This is a genomic window from Actinoplanes sp. NPDC000266 (genome assembly GCF_042899005.1).
Classification (GTDB): Bacteria; Actinomycetota; Actinomycetes; order Mycobacteriales; family Micromonosporaceae; genus Actinoplanes.
Window position 1 is genome coordinate 433,361 of sequence record NZ_JBIAZI010000001.1, and the last position, 17,197, is coordinate 450,557.

Here is a 17,197-nt window from a genome sequence, read left to right on the forward strand (position 1 = left end):
TCGCTCAGTCGAACTCTTCGATGTACTCCTCGGCCGGGCCCAGGGACGCCGCCTCCCGCAGCTCCAGGGTGGGGCCGAGGTGGTCCAGTTCGAGCACGGTCACCGTGTTCCGCCCGGCCCGCAGCAGCGGGGACGGGCAGTAGAGGGTCTCCTGCGGGCCGATCTCCCAGTGGCGGCCCAGCAGGAAGCCGTTGATCCAGACCAGGCCGTGGCCCGATCCGGGCAGGGCCAGGAAGGTGTCGGCCGGGGCGGAGAGCTCGAAGGACGCCGTCGCGAAGCCCGTGGCCGACGCGCCGGTGGCGGCCGTGGCCAGTTCCAGGTGGGCCGATGTCCAGTCGGGCAGCGCGATCGGGGTGCTCTCCCAGCCGTACACGATGCGGCGGTCGATCAGCACCGGCCCCAGCACGCCCTTGTGGCCGCCCAGGCCGGGGCCGTAGTTCACCCGGCCCAGGTTCTCCACCAGGATCTCCAGGCGGACCGTGGCGCCGGTGCCCGTCAGCGGCAGCGTGGGGCTCAGCGGCGTCACCACGCCGAGCACGACCCCGTCGGCCAGGACCACGGCACGGTCGCGCGCGTCGGTCACGGTGAGTTTGTGGTCGCCCTTCGGGATTGACGGGTACGCCGTCAGGAGCACCATCCCCGCGTCGAGCCCGAGCTGTTCGAACGAGAGAGGCCGCGGCCCCCCGGTGGCCGGGGCCGGCACCGCCCGCAGGCCGTCGATCAGCCCGGCCCGGGGCGTCAGCGGCACCGTGAGCGGCGGCAGGACGGGGCGCGGCGAGGGCAGCGGGCCGTGGCCGCCGAGCACCGCGCGCATGGCGTGGAACTTCGGGGTCAGGGTGCCGTCCTCGGCGATCGGGGCGTCCGAGTCGTAGCTGGTGATCGTGGGCTGGAACCGGCCGTCCTCCTCGTTGGCGCCCGCCCACAGGCCGAAGTTCGTGCCGCCGTGTGCCATGTAGAGGCTGACGCTGCCCCCGTCGGCGACGATCCCCTCCAGGGTGCGCACGGCGCTCGGCACCCCGCGCACGTGGTGCTTCTCGCCCCAGTGGTCGAACCAGCCGTTCCAGTACTCGGCCACCACGAACGGCTCGTCGGGACGGCGGGACGCGAGCAGCGCGCGGGCCGCCTCGGGCTTCGAGCCGAGGGTGGCCGCGGTGAGGGTGCCGGGCAGGGCGCCGCCGTCGAGCATCAGGTCGGTCGGGCCGTCGGCGGTGAACATGAGCTCGGTGACGCCGCGCGACGCCAGGGCCGTGTGGTTCCAGCGGACGTACTCGTGGTCGTCGGCGTAGCTGCCGTACTCGTTCTCGATCTGCACCGCGACGATCGGGCCGCCGTGGCCGGCCTGGAGGGCGGCCAGGCGGGGGACGAGCTCGTCGAACCACTCGGCCACCGGGCCCGTGAAGCCCGGGTCGGCGCTGCGCAGGGCCACGTCGCGGGCGGTGAGCCAGCTCGGCAGGCCGCCGTTGGACCATTCCGCGCAGATGTACGGCCCGGGCCGCACGATCACGTCGAGGCCCTCGTCGCCGGCGAGGGTGATGAACCGTTCGATGTCGCGCCACCCGTCGAAGCGGGGCGCGGCCGCGGTGGGCTGGTGGAAGTTCCAGGCCACGTACGTGTCGACGGTGTTGAGGCCGAGCGCGGCCAGCCGCCGCAGCCGGTCCGTCCACAGCTCCGGGTGCACCCGGAAGTAGTGCAGGGCGCCGGAGAGGATCCGGTGCTCCCGGCCGTGCCGCAGCAGGCGGCGGTGGCGCCAGGTGAGGGCGGCGGTGCTCGGCGGTGCCGGGGCGATCTCCGGCGCGGGGGACTCGATCACGATGTGAGGCTATGTTATGGATGCTATGGATAACAACGGGGCCACCGAAGGAGCACCATGAGGCAGCCGAGCATGGCCGACGTGGCCCGGACCGCGGGGGTGTCGGCGCAGACCGTGTCGCGCGCGCTGCGGGACTCGCCCAACGTGAACGCCGAGACCCGGCGCCGGGTGCTGGCGGCGGTCGACGAGCTCGGCTATCGCTTCAACAACGCCGCCCGGGTGTTGTCCTCGGGGCGCAGCCACACCCTCGGGCTCGTGTTGTTGCAGGCCGGCGGCTACTACTCACGGTCGGCGGTGACCGCCGGCGTGGAGGCGGCGGCGGGCCGGGCCGGATACGCGGTGAGCATCGCGACCATCGCCGAGCTCGACACCGCGCTCATGGAGCGGTCCCTGACCAAGCTGGCCGACCAGGGTGTCGACGGCATCGTCATCGCCGTCCCGCTGATCTCGGTGACCCAGAAGATGGAGGACATCACCCGCGACATCCCGACCGTGACGCTCGACGGATCGCGCACCGAGGGCGCCCGCGTCCTGGGCATAGACCAGCGGGAGGCGGGCCGGGTGGCCACCCGGCACCTGCTCGACCTGGGGCATCGCCAGGTGTGGCACGTGGCCGGGCCGGACGAGTGGATCGAGGCCCGGCAGCGCCGCCAGGGCTGGCAGGGGTGCCTGGCCGAGGCCGGCATCGAGGCGCCGCCGCCGCTCGAGGGGGACTGGTCGCCCGAGTCGGGCTATCGCCAGGGGCAGATCCTGGCCATGATCCCGGGCGTCACGGCGATCTTCGCGGCCAGCGACGAGATGGCGTTCGGGCTGATCAAGGCGCTGCGGGAGCGTGGCCGGTCGGTGCCGGAGGACGTGTCGATCGTGAGTGTCGACGACATCGCGCTGGCCGAGTACTGCCACCCGCCGCTGACCAGCGTGCGGCAGGACTTCTACCATTCCGGCGAGGCCGCGGTCGCGCTGCTGCTGAACTCGGGCGAACCGAAGGTGCCCGCGGTGACACTGTCCGTGCGCGCGTCGACCGCCGCGCCCAGTTGACGTCATCATTGCGAATTTGTGAACGACTCTTGATTCCTGATGTTATCGATGCCACCGTAACAACGTCCGGCGGCAACCATGGCCGGGGCACGAGCTGCGGCTCCACGGGAAGGACCCCCATAACATGAGAAAAACCCTGGCTTGGGCGGGAGCCGCCATCGCCGCGCTCGGCCTGCTCGCCGGTTGCGGTGGCGGCGGCGACGACGCCTCCGACAGCAAGGTTCTGAAGGTCGCCGCGCTCGAGGGCGGCTACGGCAAGGACATGTACACCGAGGTCATCAACGCCTACAAGGCGAGCCACCCCGGCCTCGACATCCAGCTGCAGATCTCGAAGAGCATCGAGGACGAGATCAGCCCCAACATGAAGGCCGGGAAGTTCCCCGACGTCGTCGTGCTGGGGCAGGGCCGCAAGGCCGGCCTCACCGAGACCCTGATCAAGGACAAGGGCCTCGAGGACCTCAGCGGCGTGCGTGACCAGGTCAAGGACCGCCTGACCGACGGCATCGTGGGCAACCTGAACACGAACCCGTACGGCGACGACAAGACCTATCTGATGCCGATGTACTACGCGCCGACCGGCCTGGTCTACAACAAGGCCCTGTTCGAGCAGAAGAAGTGGACCGTCCCGGCCACCTGGGACGAGATGTGGGCGCTGGGCGACAAGGCCAAGGCCGAGAAGATCTCGCTGTTCACCTATCCGACCGCGGGCTACCTCGACTCGTACTTCTTCGCCCTGCTGGCCGACGTCGGCGGCGAGCAGTTCTACACCGACGTGATGACCTACAAGCAGGGCGTCTGGCAGACCCCGCAGGCCAAGCAGGTCCTCGACATCACGACCAAGCTTCTCTCGTACGCCGCCCCGACCACCGTGGGCTACGCCAACGAGCAGGACTTCACCAAGAACCAGCAGTCGATCCTCGACAACAAGGCGCTGTTCATGCCGAACGGCACCTGGATCGTGGGCGAGATGAAGGACGCGCCCCGGGCCAAGGGCTTCGCGTGGGGCCTGACCCCGCTGCCCAAGGTGACCGGCGACAAGCAGTACCTGACCACCTCGGTCGAGTCGGTGTGGGTGCCCAGCGCGGCCGAGAACAAGGACGCGGCCAAGGAGTTCGTCGCCTACCTCTACTCCGACGAGGCCGCGAAGATCTTCGCCAGGTCCAGCGCCATCCAGCCCGTCAAGGGCATCGCCGACACCCTGACCGGCGACAACGCGACGTTCTACAAGCTGTACGAGCAGCCGGGCGTCGCCGCGCTGGTCGGCGGCTTCGCCAGCACCGCCCCGGTCGAGGGAGTGGACATCAAAGCCACCCTGTTCGACACCGCGAACAGCATCATCAGCGGCGACAAGACCGAGGCACAGTGGCAGACGGCCCTGAACGACGCCAGCGAGAAGCTGCGCCAGGCGGGCTCCTGACGCGGTGACCACACTCTCGCCACCCTCCACCGGAGCCGGGGAAGAAGTGACCACCCCGGCTCCGGCCCGGCCGAGGAAGCGTGGCCACGGCAAGTTCGTGGCCGCCTGCCTGCTGCCGGCGCTGATCCTGTTCGCGGTCTTCATGATCTGGCCGACCGTGAACGTGTTCCGGATGTCGCTCTACCAGTGGAGCGGCTTCTCCCCGAACATGCGCTTCGTGGGGCTGGACAACTTCACCAAGCTCCTCGACGACCCGCAGTTCATCCGGGCCTTCCAGAACACGGTCGCGCTGCTGGTCGTGGTCACCATCGTGACGATGGGCAGCGGCCTGTTCCTGGCGGCCATCATGACGCGGCAGAAGCTGCGCGGCCGCAACCTGTACCGGTTCGTGCTCTACATCCCCAACGTGCTCTCGGTCGTGGTCATCGCCGCCATCTTCTCGGCGCTCTACGACCAGCAGAACGGCCTGATCAACGGCACGCTGCGGCTGCTGTCGCTGGACGGGCTGCAACAGGTGTGGCTGGGCAACCAGAAGGTCGTCATCTGGTCGGTCGCCATCGCCATGGTCTGGCAGTCGCTCGGCTACTACATGGTCCTCTACATGTCGAGCATGGCCAGCATCCCCGAGGAGCTGTACGAGGCCTCGTCGCTCGACGGCGCCACCGCGGCCAAGCAGTTCTTCACCATCACGATGCCGCTGATCTGGCAGAACCTGCGGACCACGCTGACCTTCTTCATCATGAGCGCGGTCAACCTGAGCTTCGTGCTGGTCCGGGCCATGACCGGCGGCGGTCCCGACGGCGCCTCCGAGGTGCTGCTCAGCTACATGTACAAGCAGGCCTACACGAACTCGTCGTACGGCTACGGCATGGCCATCGGCGTCGTCATCTTCGCCTTCTCCTTCCTCGTGTCGCTGCTGGTCAGCCGGGCCACCAAGCGCGAACCGCTCCAGTTCTGAGGACCGACTCATGCGTACGATCCTGGCCCGCCGCGGCCTCACCAACCTGCTCGTCGGCATCCTGGCCCTGCTCATCGCGATCCCGGTCGGCTGGGTGCTGTTCGCGTCGGTCAAGACGAAGGGCGAGTTCTACGGCAGCCCGTGGACGCTGCCCGAGGGCCTGCACTGGCAGAACTACGTGGACGCCTTCGTCGACGCCAAGATCGGGCAGTACTTCCTGCTGTCCCTGGTGGTGACGGTCCTCGGGCTGGTCCTCGTGCTGGCCGTGAGCGTTCCGGCGGCGTACGTCATCGCCCGTTATGAGTTCCGGGGTAAGAGCCTGGTCGAGGTGGCGCTGCTGGCCGGCCTGTTCGTCAACGTCAACTACATCGTCGTCCCGATCTTCCTGATGCTGGTCGACTGGGACCGGGCGCTCGTCGACGTCCTGCCGGACGGCTTCTTCATCGACAACCCGGCCGTGCTGTCGCTGGTCTACGCGGCCACGTCCATCCCGTTCACGATCTACCTGCTGACCGCGTACTTCCGGTCCATCCCGGCCGACTACGAGGAGGCGGCCTCGCTCGACGGCGCGTCCCGCTTCGCGGTGATGACCCGGATCATGCTGCCGATGGCCCGGCCCGCGGTCACCACGGTGATCCTGTTCAACTTCCTCGCCTACTGGAACGACTTCATCATCTCGCTGACGCTGCTGCCCGGCGACAACAAGACCGTGCAGGTGGGCCTGCTCAACCTGTTCACCGCGCAGAAGGCGGCGGCCGACTACGGGCGCCTCTACGCCGGCATGGTCATCGTGATCGTCCCCGTCCTCATCGTGTACGCCCTGGTCCAGCGCCGCCTCATCGAGGGCATGGCGGCCGGCGGCGTGAAGGGTTGATCGTGAACATCCTGCTCGTCACCCTGCGGATCGTCGTCGCCCTGGCCTGCGTCGTCGCCGTGATCGTGGTCCGTCCCTCGGTCGGCTGGGGCAGCCTCGCCGTCATGCTCGGCGCCCTTCTCGTCCTGCTGGCGCTCCTGGCGTCGTACAACCGGAGGTTCCGATGAACGGCGTTGCCCTCGCGGCCGTACGCCCCAGTGCCCGTCAGCTCGCCTGGCAGCGCATGGAGTTCTACGGCTTCGTCCACTTCGGCATGAACACCATGACGAATCGCGAGTGGGGCGAGGGTCACGACGATCCGGCCCTGTTCGACCCGTCTCTCCTGGACCCCGATCAGTGGGTACGCTCGTTGGCCGCGGCCGGCATGACCGGCGTCATCCTGACCGCGAAGCACCACGACGGCTTCTGCCTCTGGCCCAGCGACGCCACCAAGTACTCGGTCGCCGCCTCGCCCTGCTCCCGCGACATCGTGGAGGAGACCGCGCGGGCCGCGCGCCGCCACGGGCTCAAGTTCGGCGTCTACCTGTCGCCGTGGGACCGCACCGAGGCCTCGTACGGCACCGGCGCCGGCTACGACGACTTCTACGTGGCCCAGCTGACCGAGCTGCTCACCCGTTACGGCCCGGTCTTCTCGGTGTGGTTCGACGGCGCCAACGGCGAGGGGCCCAACGGCAAGCGCCAGGAGTACGACTGGGAGCGTTATTACGCGGTCATCCGGTCGTTGCAGCCGGACGCGGTCATCAACGTGTGCGGTCCGGACGTGCGCTGGTGCGGCAACGAGGCGGGGGAGACCCGCCCGGACGAGTGGAGTGTCGTGCCGCGCGCGTTGCGGGATGCCGAGCGGATCGCGTCACGCTCGCAGCAGGCCGACTTACCGTCCTTCGCCAAGCTCGTGCGCAGCGATGACCAAGATCTGGGCAGCCGCGACGCGTTGAAAGGCCAGGAGGATCTGGTCTGGTATCCGGCCGAGGTGAACACGTCGATCCGCCCCGGCTGGTTCCACCACCCGGCCGAGGACGGCGAGGTGAAGAGCGCGGACGAGCTGTTCGCCAACTACCTGCGCGCGGTCGGCGGCAACTCCTGCTTCCTGCTGAACGTCCCGCCGGCCCGCGACGGCCTGGTCTCGCCGGTCGACGTGGCCGTGCTGGCCGCGCTGGGCGCGAAGATCGCCGCGTTCAAGGAGCGCCGCATCGAGGCGTCCGCGACCGTCACCTCCGGCACGCCGGGCCGGGTGGATTCGGAATGGCCGGGCTTCGGCCGTACGCCGTGGGAACCGGCCGCCGCCGACGAACGCCCCGCCGTCACGCTCGACCTCGGCGCGCCCCGGACCGTCGAGGCGGCGGTGATCGGCGAGGACATCAGCCGCGGCCAGCGCGTCGAGCACGTGATCGTCAGCGGCCGCTCGGCCGGGACCTGGACCACCCTCGGAACGGCCAACGCGGTCGGCTACCAGCGGATCCTGACGTTCCCGCCGATCGCGGTGGACGCGGTGCGCTTCGAGATCGCGGCATGGCGGGACACCCCGGTCATCGCCCGGGTCGCGGTGATCGAATCATGAGACGTCTCCTCCTGTGGGGCGGGGCGGCCGTGGTGGTGCTCGGGGCGATCGTCTTCTTCCTGATTCCCCGCACCGATCAGGTCGCCGACGTGGCCGGCCATCCGGTGACACGCGACGAACTCTCCTTTCACATGGCGCGGCTCGCGCCCGCGGTGCTGAACGAGAACGGTGACACGGCCACGCTGCGACAGCGGGCGCTCGATGAGATCAAGCACGACAAGACGCTGCTGATCCTGGCGAAGGAGCAGGGGCTGATCGACTCCGTCGACCACGACGACTTCCTCGCCTCGGTGGACTCCGAGAACAACTCCCGCGCCGGTGCGGACACGGTCTACGGGCTGAAGAGCTTCTCGCCGGAGGAGTACTACACGCACCGGCTGACCGATCTGACCACCGCACTCCGGAAGAAGCTCAGCGCCACCGGCGGCCCGCTGGCCGTGACGGACGCCGAGGCGCGCAAGGCCTTCGACGCCGACCCGTCGGCGTGGAGCGCGAACGCGACTGTCTACAAGTATTCGACGCTGATCCTCCCGTCCTCGGCCGCCCGGATCGCACCCACCGGCTCGCTGCGGGCCCTGTCCAAGGTGGCCGGTGCGCGCTTCGCGACCGCCACCTACGACGGCAGCGCGACCACCAGCCTCAACGGTCACGACCAGGAGGTCGCCGCCGTGCTCGGCACGCTGTCACCGGGGCAGATCTCGGCCCCGGTGGCCGGCGCCGGGCAGATCACCTACTACCAGCTCGACAGCGAGACCGTCGACAAGGACGCCGCCTTCACCGCGTACTCCTCGCGGATCCGGCAGTCGCTGATCGGCGAGAAGTTCACCCAGTACCTCCAGCGCCGCGTGGACGGCACCGACATGGATGTCGATCGCTCGGCGGTGGATGCCGTCAACCCCGAGGAAGTGCAATGAGATCTGGTTCCCGGTTGCGGGTGGTGGCGGCGGCTCTGGCCGCCGGACTGCTCGTGGCGCCCCTGCTCTCCGGCTCCCCGGCCGAAGCCGCCCCCGCGGCGGAAAAGACATGGCCCGGCAACTCGCCCAACAGGACCGGCGGGCGCGACTTCTACATCGACTCGGTCAAGGGCAGCGACAAGGCGTCCGGCCGGTCGGACAAGGCGGCCTGGAAGACCCTCGCCAAGGTCAACGCCACCACCTTCGGCCCCGGCGACCGCATCCTGCTCAAGGCCGGCTCGGTGTGGCAGGACCAGCAGCTGTGGCCCAAGGGCTCGGGCACGTCGAGAAAACCGATCACCATCACGGCGTACGGCAGCAGGAAAGCTCCTCGCCCCTATATCGCGACGAACGGCAAGGTGCCCAGCCCGTTCAACGCGGACGGCACCAAGAATCCGGCCACCGTGGGCCTGACCGGCGCGATCGTGCTCCGCAACCAGCAGGGCTTCGACATCAGCGATATCGCGCTGTCGAACGACGACGACTTCGCCACCGACATCACCACCGGCACGTACGTCCGCGACGGCATCATGGTGTCGATCAACGCCGACCTGCTCCCGGCCGGCGCCGACAACATCATGGACTACTTCCGGATCCACGACATGTACGTCCACAACACGGACGGCCCCAGCTCGTGGCAGAAGATCCACTACGGCGCGGTCAACTTCCAGGTGTTCGGCTCGAAGAGCTACAAGGCGTACGCGCCCGGCGGCTGGTACTTCAAGGACGTCCGCATCGAGGACAACACCTTCGAGAACGTGGAGCTGCACGCCGTGCAGTTCGCCTTCAACTGGTTCAACGCCGACGGCGTGGACGCGGGCCAGTACGACGAGGCCGGCAAGTTCCACGAGGGCTGGGAGCAGCTGTGGGTCCGCACCCGTGACCTCTACAGCCGCGACGTCTACATCGGCCACAACTACGCCGAGAGCATCGGGCAGGGCGCGTTCCAGCTCGCCAACACCAAGAACATGGTCGTCGAGTACAACGAGGTGAACGGCTTCCTCGAACGCTACGACGCGGTCAGCTGCGGGCTCTACCTGTGGGCCGGCGCCGACTCGGTGATGCGGTTCAACGAGGTGTACGGCGGTCCCGACAACGAGTACGACGGCACCCCGTGGGACCTGGAGTACACCAACTTCAACGTCACCTACGAGTACAACTACTCGCACGACAACGCCGCCGGCTGGATGGCGTACATGGGCAACAGCTCGAACTCGGTGGCCCGCTACAACCTGTCGGTCGACGACAACGGCGTGCTCGTGAAGAACATGCTGTCGACGAACTACTCACCGACGTACTTCGTCAACAACACCTTCGTGTACGACGGCGCCGACCTCGACTACGTGCACGACGAGACGTTCCTGAGCCGCGTGTACTTCCTCAACAACATCTTCTACAACTACTCGGCGTCGACGCCGACGCCGTGGTACCGCCGCACGGGCGCCCTGCGGCAGGCGGTCTTCGCGAACAACGACTACTACGAGGCCTCGGGCACGCACTCCACGCAGGAACCGGCCGACCCGGCCGGCCTGCGCGCCGACCCGCGCTTCGTGGGCGACCCCGGCCGTCGCGTCGTGTCGGACATCCGGAAGGCGGCGGCCCAGTACGCGCTCCGCAAGGACTCCCCGTTGATCGACGCCGGGCGCTACAACATCCACCTCGGTTCGTCGGACATCCTCGGCTCGCAGATCTACTACGGCGAGGCCCCCGACATCGGCACGGTCGAGTCGAAGACCGGCCGGAAGGTCTCCCACCCGGTCGACACCAACCCGATCGAGGACGAGATCGACAACAAGGTCAGCCTCGCACAGGGCAAGCCGGTCACGGCCAGTTCCACCCACCCCGGCGCGAACGGCACGCTGACCGCGAACAAGCTGACCGACGGTGACCTGAGCACCCGCTGGGCCGCCGCCGACGACGCGAAATATCCGATCACGCTCGACATCGACCTCGGCGCGGACACCACGTTCACCCAGGTCTACCTGGACGAGTACACCGACGCGGGCACCAACCCGAGGGTGCAGACCTTCGACCTGCAGCGCTGGGACGCCGCCACCGGCGCCTGGGTCACCTTCGCCACCGGAAAGGACGGCATCGGCCACGACCGCACGGTGACCGGCTTCGCCCCGGTGACGACCAGCAAGGTCCGGGTGGCGCTGACCTCGCAGATCGCCACCGAGATCTACACGCCGTCACTGACTGAGATTGCCCTGTACGCCTGACGGGCTCGTCGAGGGGCTCTCGCCGCTTACCGCGGCGGGGGCCCCTTGGCGCTTCCACAGCGACTCGAGGGCCCACGGCCCGGCGCCGAGGACGGCGATGGCCAGGAACGCCCAGGCGTAGAGGGCGGGGGAGACGCCGCCGTTCTCGATGGGCAGCAGGCCCTGCGGCTGGTGGACGGTGAAGTAGGCGTAGGCCATGGATCCGGACGCCAGCACGGCCGCCGGGCGGGTGAAGACGCCGGCCAGCACCAGCACGCCGCAGACGAGCTGGATCATTCCGGCCCACCATCCGGGCCACTGGCCGAGTGGCAGCGCGTCGCCCGAGCCCTTGTTGCCGCCGAAGAGTCCGAGGACCGTGCTGGCCCCGTGCAACGCGAACAGCAGCCCCACGACGATGCGGAACAGCGACCAGACCGGCCCGGCGAATTTCTGCGTCTCCATGCGTACTCCCTTGTCGGCGCAAGCAATCGATCGACACAAGCTAATGGGTTGTGCGACTGCTTTGCACCATTGGATGGAGTACGGCCATATTGCACGCTTATGACGCGCCCTGATCACACGGCGTGTCTCAGAGGGAACTCAGAGTCTGTGGAATTCGTCACCTCGGGCCTTTTTCCCGGTGGGGGGAACATCCGGCGGAAGATGAACGCGTCGGCCGTGGGGCCGCCGCCCCGGAGGCGGCCGAGCCGGGAGATGCCCTGGCGCATGGTGGGGATCGTGCCGGCCGGGATCCACCACAGCACGAGCGCGGCCTCGGTGCCGTTCGGGTGGAACCACTCGCGGCGGCGGCGCAGATAATCCAGGTGTTCGGACTGGTAGGCGTACGCCCGCAGGTGTTCCGGGGTTTGCCAGACCGACAGCGTGTAGATGCGGCTCGGGTCGTCGGGCCGGGCGATCGTGCCGTCGCCGTTCTCGCCCTCGAGGCGCCAGACGAAGCCGGCCGAGCGGTCGGCGAGCTGGTTCATCAGGGTGAGCCCCTCGGCGAACTCGGCCATCGAGGGGTCGGTCAGTGGGGCGCGGAGCCGGGCGGTGTTGATCTGAGCCAGGTGGAAGGCGTCCATGACCCCAGCTCACCAGCTGGCCTGTCTAAAGTCAACGTGATTACTTTTTAGAGAGCGTCACGCAGCACCGGCCGGGGGCGGCGTCCATCCGGGCGGTCCACTCGCCGTCCAGCCCCGCCCCGGTCAGCAGTCCGTCGACCATGGCCAGGTTCATCCCGCAGATCAGAGGCGGAAACTGCTCGGCCAGCCGGTGGAACGGGCAGTTGCGCAGCACCAGGTGCTCCTCTTCGGCTTCCGGCGCGTAGCCGTGCTCGGTCAGCAGCTGGGTGACATCCTCGCGGGCCGGCCCTTCCTCGCCGTGGCGCCGGGCGACGTCGTACAAAATCTCCTCGGCCCCGGCCTGCTCCAGCGCCTCGGCGAGCAACTCGGCGGCGGCGCGATAGGCCCGCGGCGGCACGCTCACCGCGTGCTCCGCCGCGGCGAGCCGGTAAAGCTTGGCCGGACGGCCGGCGCCGGGCCCGGTCCGGCCCGAGCGCCGGGCGTACGACACCTCGAGAAGCCCCGCCGCCACGAGCTTGTCCAGATGGAACGCGGCCAGGGTGCGCCCCGCCCCGAGCGCCTGGGCGACCTCGTCCCGCCCGACCGCCCCGCCACCGGCGGCGGCGACCGCGTCGTACGCCCGCCGCCGCACCGGATCGGCGAGGCTGGCCACGGCGTCGAGATCGCGCAGGTCCTCCGGAGTAGTCACACCCCAACCCTATTACCAACGCCGGTTGGCGCTAGAACCCGGCGGGGTTCAGCACCATTCGCCCTCGAAGCAGGGCTCCTCGACGAACTGGGCCGAGGAGGCCTTGTCGTTGCGGACGTTGGCGCCGTTGAGGTTGCTCCAGGCGCCGGGCGAGACGTACTGCGACCGGCCCGAGTAGTTGTTGTTCTCGTAGACCTGAAGCCACTGACTGGTGTTGTTGTGCACCGACGATGCCTTGTCGTTGAGGTTCACGCCGTTGTGAAACTTGTGGTCCGAGAAGACCCGCACGCCGCCGCCGTTCTGAGCCAGCCCGGCCAGCGTGGCCGGCGACCCCTCACGGTTGTAGTTCTCGTAGAAGCACACCTGCCGAGCCGGGCACTGATAGGCCGCCGACGCGGGCGAGAACACCGCGAAAAGAGATCCGGTCACGGCAATGGCGATTCCCGCCGCCGCGGTCGTCGCGCGCCTGTTGAACGGGTTCACAGTTCCTCCTGAATTGCTGGAAAATGATTTCCCTGAGGAAGCTAACCGGCGCTTCTGTAAGGACTGTTCACGACCGAGTCACGGGATCAAGAACCTGTTCAGAGGCTGAGTCTCATGTCGGGTGTCTGCTGTTCGCTTGGCGACCGGCCACACCACAGCCAATCTGCGTAGATGGCCGCATCGCAGATCGTGCCAAGCGTGCTGGAGCAGCGTCTCATCGACGCGGTCGAGCAGGGAATCGTGCTGGACCTCGCCGGCGATGACCCGGTTGATGAGACCGTGATGCAGTCATGGGACAGCCCGGACCGCACCATCCGTGCGGAGGTCATTCGAGACATCGTGCTGGGCCGGTTCGCCGCCGAACCCGATCCGCGCGGGCTACGCCTGCGCGGTGTCCTTGTCGCCGGCCGTATCGATTTGCAGAACGTCACACGCGATTTCCGCGTCGAGCTAGTGGAATGCTTCCTGCCCGGCGGATTGCTGTTGCGCGACACTTGCCTGCCCACCCTGGTCTTGAGCGGATCGTGGATCGCGCCGCCACCCGGCTCGAGCAGCCCAGCGATCGATGCTCTTCGACTTACCGCCAAGGCGATGGTTCTGGCCTGGGTAAGGGTCACCAGCGTCAGCGATCGCGGATCAATTGACCTGAGCGGCGCCAATCTCGGGCTACTGACCTGCACCGGGGCACGGCTGGAAAACACCGTCGGACCCGCCCTGCACGCCGATCTCCTGAGGGTCGATCAGGGCATGGTCCTGCGCGACGGGTTCACTGCCATCGGCACCAGCAACGACAGCACAATTCAACTGCGCGGCGCCCATCTCGGCCACCTGGACTGCAGCGGAGCATGGCTGGAGAACGCCGCCGGGCCTGCCCTGCACGCCGACGGCCTGCAGGTGGACCAAGACCTGTTCCTTCGCGGCGGATTCACCGCGATCGGTACCAGCGATCTCGGAACCGTCCAACTGCGCGGTGCCCGCCTCGGGCTATTGGACTGCAGCGGGGCGCGGTTGGAGAACACTGCCGGGGCTGCCCTGGTCGCCGATCTCTTGCAGGTTGATCGGAGCGTGTTCCTGCGCGACGGGTTCACCGCCACCGGTGCCGGCGATCAGGGCGTCATCCAACTGGGCGGCGCCCGCATCGGCGGCACACTGTGGCTCGATACAGGTAACACCCGTTCGGCAGGCCCCCGGCATGAGACGTTGGTCGACCTCGACGGCACCACCTACACCGGAATGCCGAAACCAGGGTCACTGGAGCGGTGGCTGAGGCTGCTACGCGAGCACACCCCCGCCTACGCCGCCCAGCCGTACCAGCAACTAGCCGCCGCCGACCGCGCCGCCGGCCACGACCACGAAGTCCGCGGCATCCTCATGGCCCAGCGCCGCGACCAGATTCACCGCGGCGCCATCACCGGTTCCGACCGTACCTGGGCCCGAATCACCGGCCTCACCCTCGGCTTCGGCTACCAACCCTGGCGTGCGCTCCTTCTGCTGCTCGTTGTGCTTCTGATCTCCGTGACCGCCGCCCTCTTCGCCGGCCACCACGGTGGACTCGCACACACCGGCCGCACGGCCACCGACGGCACCGCCTGCAGCGCCCTCGAACTCATCGGCGTGGGCCTCGACTTGGGCACCCCTCTCCTCAAGACCGGCGCCCGCGACCAATGCGCTCCCACCCCCACGACCGTCGGACGGGCCCTTACCGCCGCCGGCTGGCTCCTGCAAGCCCTCGCCTGGGCCTTCGCCGCCCTCTTCATCGCCGGTTTCACCGGCGTTGTCCGTAAAACCTGACCCGCGGCGACCACCCGGCAGGCTGCCAGTAACGCCGCTTCCCTTTTGTCGGGGTGGCGACGACGCCGTCACGCGACGCCTACGACTCAATACTGTCGGAGGCGATCGCAGAAGGTGAGTCGGATGAACGTCTTCGCGTTGAGCGTCAACCGGGGTGCGGGGCCCGGGTCGTACAGCGTTCAGGTGGACACCACCGCCGCCGGCGAGTCCTCGGCGGACTTCACCATGGATGTGGAGGCGATGCTCGCTCGGCGCGAGCCGATCCAAGCGGCGTTGCTGGCCTCGGCGGCCGCGACACGGGGGTCGGTGACGCCGTTGGAGAGGCCGGTCCGGGAGCTGGGGACGGCGTTGTTCGAGGCGTTGTTCTCCTCCCCTCGTGTGTCGGGCCGCTACCAGGCCAGCCTCGCGATGGCCAGAGACCGGGGCGAGTCGTTGCGGGTGCTCCTGCGGATCAACGCACCGGAGCTGGCGGCGTTGCCATGGGAGGCGATGTACGACACGGAGGCCGGCGGCTACGTCTCCCGCAGCGAGCCGCTGGTCCGGCGGGTGCCGGTCGCGGCCGCCCTGACGCCGCTGGCGGTGACCGCGCCGATGCGCATCCTGGGGATCGTCTCGGCGCCACGCGGGCTGGCCGCTCTCGACGTCGAAGCGGAGCAGCAGCGGCTGGCGGCAGCGTTACGGGCTCCGATCGCCGCCGGCGTCGTAGAGCTGACGTGGGCGCCGGCGGCGACCTGGGAGACGGTGCACGAGCTGCTGCTCAGCGAGCGATGGCACGTGGTGCACTTCATCGGCCACGGCGACTTCGACACCGACAAGGCCGAGGGGATCCTCGCGCTGGTCGGCGACCGGGGACGTGCTCACCGGGTCTCGGCCGACCGCTTCGCCGACCTGCTGCGCGAGGCCCGCCCCATGCCGCGGCTGGTCGTGCTGAACTCGTGCGCCTCGGCGACGTCCGGTGCGGACGATCTGTTCTCCGGCACCGCCGCCGCCCTGGTCCGCAGCGGCGTCCGCGCGGTGGCCGCCATGCAGTTCTCCATCACCGACCGCGCCGCTATCGCGTTCTCGCACGCTTTTTACGCGGCCTTGGCCCACGGCCGCGGCGTCGACGACGCCGTGCACAGCGGCCGGGTCGGCATCCTCGGCACCGGCGGGCAGACCCTCGAGTGGCTCACCCCCGTGCTGTACCTACGCGGCGACGACGCGCAACTGTTCACCGTCACCCGCCGCCCCGGCACCACCGCAAACCCGCCGGTCGGCACTGCTGAACCGGCACACCCGGCTCCCGAAAAACCGGCGTCGGTCACGGCTCGTCACGCCCGGCCACCGAGACCGGACGACCATCAAGAGGCCGCGGTGTCACGCGATCGTGCGCCCCAGCCACTTGTTCCAGGACGTCACCTGCGAACCATCACGACAACTCCACAGGTCAGCCGGTGGACAAAGAATCTCGGCACCTCGGTCTGCACGGTGGTGTTCAGCCCGGATGGGCGGCTGCTGGCCAGCGCGAGTGCCCACAACACCGTGCGGCTGTGGAACCCGGACACCGGCCAACTCGCCGGCGCACCCCTCGGCGGCCACACCAGCTGGGTGATCGCGGTGGCGTTCAGTCCGGACGGGCGCCTGCTGGCCAGCGCTGGCGAGGACAACACGGTGCGGCTATGGAGCCTGGACATCGGCGAACTCGCCCACGCACCCCTCAGCGGCCACACCAACTGGGTGACCGCGGTGGCGTTCAGTCCGAACGGGCGCCTGCTGGCCAGCGCCAGCGTCGACAAGACGGTGCGGTTGTGGAGTCCGGACACCGGCCAACCGGTCGGCGCACCCCTCACCGGCCACACCAACCGGGTGAGGGCGGTGGCGTTCAGTCCGGACGGACGGCTGCTGGCCACCGCCAGCGACGACAAGACGGTGCGGTTGTGGAGTCCGGACACCGGCCAACCGGTCGGCGCACCCCTCACCGGCCACACCAACCGGGTGAGGGCGGTGGCGTTCAGTCCGGACGGACGGCTGCTGGCCACCGCCGGCAACGACGAGACGGTGCGGCTCTGCGATTCGGACACCGGCCAACTCGTCGGCGCACCCCTCATCGGCCACACCAACTGGGTGAGCGCGGTGGCGTTCAGTCCCAACGGGCGCCTGCTGGCCAGCGCCGGTGCCGACAAGACGGTTCGGTTGTGGAACCCGGACACCGGCCAACCCGTCGGCGCACCCCTCACTGGCCACGCCACGTGGGTGGTGTCGGTGGCGTTCAGTCCCGACGGGCGCCTGCTGGCCAGCGCGAGCGACGACCGCACCATCCGGATCTGGGGTGGTGACGAGCAGCCATAGTCGCGCGGCACGCTTT

General features: G+C 68.9%; 15 protein-coding genes. 10 read left to right on the forward strand and 5 right to left on the reverse strand.

The genetic code is table 11. From position 1 onward, the window contains the following. Positions 1 to 4 precede the first annotated feature (4 nt). Positions 5 to 1,810: a glycoside hydrolase family 35 protein gene (locus ACFY36_RS01640; RefSeq protein ID WP_499743941.1), complete on the reverse strand. Its 1,806-nt coding sequence runs from the start codon at positions 1,808 to 1,810 to the stop codon at positions 5 to 7. A 57-nt stretch (positions 1,811 to 1,867) separates the two neighbouring features. Here ACFY36_RS01640 and ACFY36_RS01645 point away from each other — a divergent pair, with 57 nt between their 5' ends. The 8 genes from ACFY36_RS01645 to ACFY36_RS01680 all read left to right on the forward strand — a co-directional run bounded on the left by ACFY36_RS01645 (position 1,868) and on the right by ACFY36_RS01680 (position 10,830). Continuing rightward, the gene (locus ACFY36_RS01645; protein ID WP_499743942.1) at positions 1,868 to 2,848 is read left to right on the forward strand and encodes a LacI family DNA-binding transcriptional regulator; all 981 of its coding nucleotides are present in this window, start codon (positions 1,868 to 1,870) and stop codon (positions 2,846 to 2,848) included. Between the two features lie 124 nt (positions 2,849 to 2,972). After that, positions 2,973 to 4,265 (forward strand): carbohydrate ABC transporter substrate-binding protein, encoded by a 1,293-nt coding sequence (locus tag ACFY36_RS01650; RefSeq protein ID WP_499743943.1) that lies wholly within the window; start codon positions 2,973 to 2,975, stop codon positions 4,263 to 4,265. 4 nt (positions 4,266 to 4,269) lie between these two features. Next, positions 4,270 to 5,223, forward strand: a complete 954-nt coding sequence (locus ACFY36_RS01655) for a carbohydrate ABC transporter permease (RefSeq protein ID WP_499743944.1) — start codon at positions 4,270 to 4,272, stop codon at positions 5,221 to 5,223. Between the two features lie 10 nt (positions 5,224 to 5,233). Then, on the forward strand, positions 5,234 to 6,097 hold the full coding sequence (locus tag ACFY36_RS01660; RefSeq protein WP_499743945.1) for a carbohydrate ABC transporter permease: 864 nt from the start codon (positions 5,234 to 5,236) through the stop codon (positions 6,095 to 6,097). Between the two features lie 2 nt (positions 6,098 to 6,099). Continuing rightward, positions 6,100 to 6,264 carry a DUF6903 family protein gene (locus ACFY36_RS01665; protein WP_499743946.1) on the forward strand — a complete coding sequence of 55 codons (165 nt, stop codon included), beginning with the start codon at positions 6,100 to 6,102 and terminating at the stop codon, positions 6,262 to 6,264. Further along, the gene (locus ACFY36_RS01670) at positions 6,261 to 7,655 is read left to right on the forward strand and encodes an alpha-L-fucosidase (protein ID WP_499743947.1); all 1,395 of its coding nucleotides are present in this window, start codon (positions 6,261 to 6,263) and stop codon (positions 7,653 to 7,655) included. Before ACFY36_RS01665 ends, ACFY36_RS01670 begins: the two co-directional genes overlap by 4 nt. Then, on the forward strand, positions 7,652 to 8,569 hold the full coding sequence (locus ACFY36_RS01675) for a hypothetical protein (protein ID WP_499743948.1): 918 nt from the start codon (positions 7,652 to 7,654) through the stop codon (positions 8,567 to 8,569). The genes ACFY36_RS01670 and ACFY36_RS01675 overlap by 4 nt, the downstream gene beginning before the upstream one ends. Continuing rightward, positions 8,566 to 10,830, forward strand: a complete 2,265-nt coding sequence (locus ACFY36_RS01680; protein ID WP_499743949.1) for a discoidin domain-containing protein — start codon at positions 8,566 to 8,568, stop codon at positions 10,828 to 10,830. The genes ACFY36_RS01675 and ACFY36_RS01680 overlap by 4 nt, the downstream gene beginning before the upstream one ends. Here ACFY36_RS01680 and ACFY36_RS01685 read toward each other — a convergent pair. The 4 genes from ACFY36_RS01685 to ACFY36_RS01700 all read right to left on the reverse strand — a co-directional run bounded on the left by ACFY36_RS01685 (position 10,801) and on the right by ACFY36_RS01700 (position 13,008). Further along, entirely contained in the window at positions 10,801 to 11,271 is a 471-nt protein-coding gene (locus tag ACFY36_RS01685; RefSeq protein WP_499743950.1) for a DoxX family protein, read from the reverse strand. The two genes, ACFY36_RS01680 and ACFY36_RS01685, sit on opposite strands and share 30 nt — an antisense overlap. Positions 11,272 to 11,384: 113 nt before the next feature. After that, positions 11,385 to 11,891, reverse strand: a complete 507-nt coding sequence (locus ACFY36_RS01690) for a DUF3291 domain-containing protein (RefSeq protein ID WP_499743951.1) — start codon at positions 11,889 to 11,891, stop codon at positions 11,385 to 11,387. A 40-nt stretch (positions 11,892 to 11,931) separates the two neighbouring features. Next, positions 11,932 to 12,579, reverse strand: a complete 648-nt coding sequence (locus tag ACFY36_RS01695; RefSeq protein ID WP_499743952.1) for a helix-turn-helix transcriptional regulator — start codon at positions 12,577 to 12,579, stop codon at positions 11,932 to 11,934. A 48-nt stretch (positions 12,580 to 12,627) separates the two neighbouring features. After that, positions 12,628 to 13,008, reverse strand: a complete 381-nt coding sequence (locus ACFY36_RS01700; RefSeq protein ID WP_499743953.1) for a peptidase inhibitor family I36 protein — start codon at positions 13,006 to 13,008, stop codon at positions 12,628 to 12,630. A gap of 225 nt (positions 13,009 to 13,233) precedes the next feature. Between ACFY36_RS01700 and ACFY36_RS01705 the strand changes: the two genes are divergently transcribed. Both ACFY36_RS01705 and ACFY36_RS01710 read left to right on the forward strand, forming a co-directional pair. Continuing rightward, complete coding sequence (locus ACFY36_RS01705; RefSeq protein WP_499743954.1) at positions 13,234 to 14,853, forward strand: hypothetical protein; 1,620 nt, start codon at positions 13,234 to 13,236, stop codon at positions 14,851 to 14,853. Positions 14,854 to 14,976: 123 nt separating this feature from the next. Then, positions 14,977 to 17,181 carry a CHAT domain-containing WD40 repeat protein gene (locus ACFY36_RS01710; RefSeq protein WP_499743955.1) on the forward strand — a complete coding sequence of 735 codons (2,205 nt, stop codon included), beginning with the start codon at positions 14,977 to 14,979 and terminating at the stop codon, positions 17,179 to 17,181. Positions 17,182 to 17,197 lie beyond the last annotated feature (16 nt).